Below are 1,136 nucleotides of genomic sequence, written 5' to 3' on the forward strand. Positions count from 1 at the left end.
AAAGAGTATACCAGCTCAAACAGTACCATACAAAATTATAGTTATGTGTTAAGATAGACAAGGATTTTTCCTTGTCTAAAATTATATTATGTGCCACAGAATGTTCTATAAGTACAAGCTGATGGCCCAGGTGGATTTGAGTATTCAATTTGCTCTTGAGAGTGTGCGTATGGAGTTTTAAGAACATCAAGAAATCTTTCCATAACACTATAATCTCCATGCTTTACAGCAGCTTCTAGTGCCTGTTCTACCCTATGATTTCTAGGTATTACAGCAGGATTGTTATCTTTCATCAACTGATGAGATAAGTCTTTTGACTGTTCTTGTCTACCTAGCCTAGCCTGCCATAATTTATACCAATCGACAAATTCTGTGCTTTTAAACATAGGCGATTCTTCAATCTTATCAAAAGTTAATGAAATAAACGTATTTGTGTAATCTGCATTATACTTTTGCATTATATTTAAAAGATTTTCTATTAAAGATTCATCTTCTAATTCTTCATTAAATATTCCAAGTTTTGCTCTCATACCAGTAATCCAGTTATATTTGTATAATCTAGTAAAGTTTGAAATCTCATCTTCAGCTAGCTTTATGGCATGATCTTCTCTATCATCAAGTAACGGCAATAAGCTTTCAGCAAATCTTGCTAGATTCCATGCTGCAATGCGTGGCTGATTTATATATGCATAACGTCCTTTAGTGTCAATAGAGCTAAATACTGTTTGCGGATTATAAGTATCCATAAATGCACAAGGCCCATAATCTATTGTTTCTCCACTAATACTTATATTATCAGTATTCATAACTCCATGTATAAAGCCAACTAACTGCCATTTAGCTATTAAACTTGCTTGTTTTTTAATGACTCCTTTAAGTAGTGAAATATATGGATTATTGTCTAATATACTATCTTTAAAATGCCTTTTAAGTGTATAATCTGCTAGAATTTTAAGTTCATCAATACTTGCCCATCTTGACACGTACTGAAATGTCCCAACACGAATATGACTTGAAGCCACTCTAGTTAAAACTGCACCCATTTGCTTAGTTTGTCTAATTATTGTTTCTCCAGTTGTAACTACAGCTAAACTTCGAGTTGTAGGAATACCAAGTGCGTGCATCGCTTCACTTAT

The 1,136-nt window shown here is 33.3% G+C and carries 1 protein-coding gene; it reads right to left on the minus strand.

Annotation, left to right across the window (positions count from 1 at the left end):
• Positions 1-86: 86 nt before the first annotated feature.
• A partial coding sequence (locus tag CLOTH_RS10390; protein WP_079413710.1) for a protein adenylyltransferase SelO occupies positions 87-1,136 on the minus strand: 1,050 nt, incomplete at its 5' end.

Source organism: Alkalithermobacter paradoxus (genome assembly GCA_002029295.1).
Taxonomy (GTDB): Bacteria; Bacillota; Clostridia; order Peptostreptococcales; family Peptostreptococcaceae; genus Alkalithermobacter; species Alkalithermobacter paradoxus.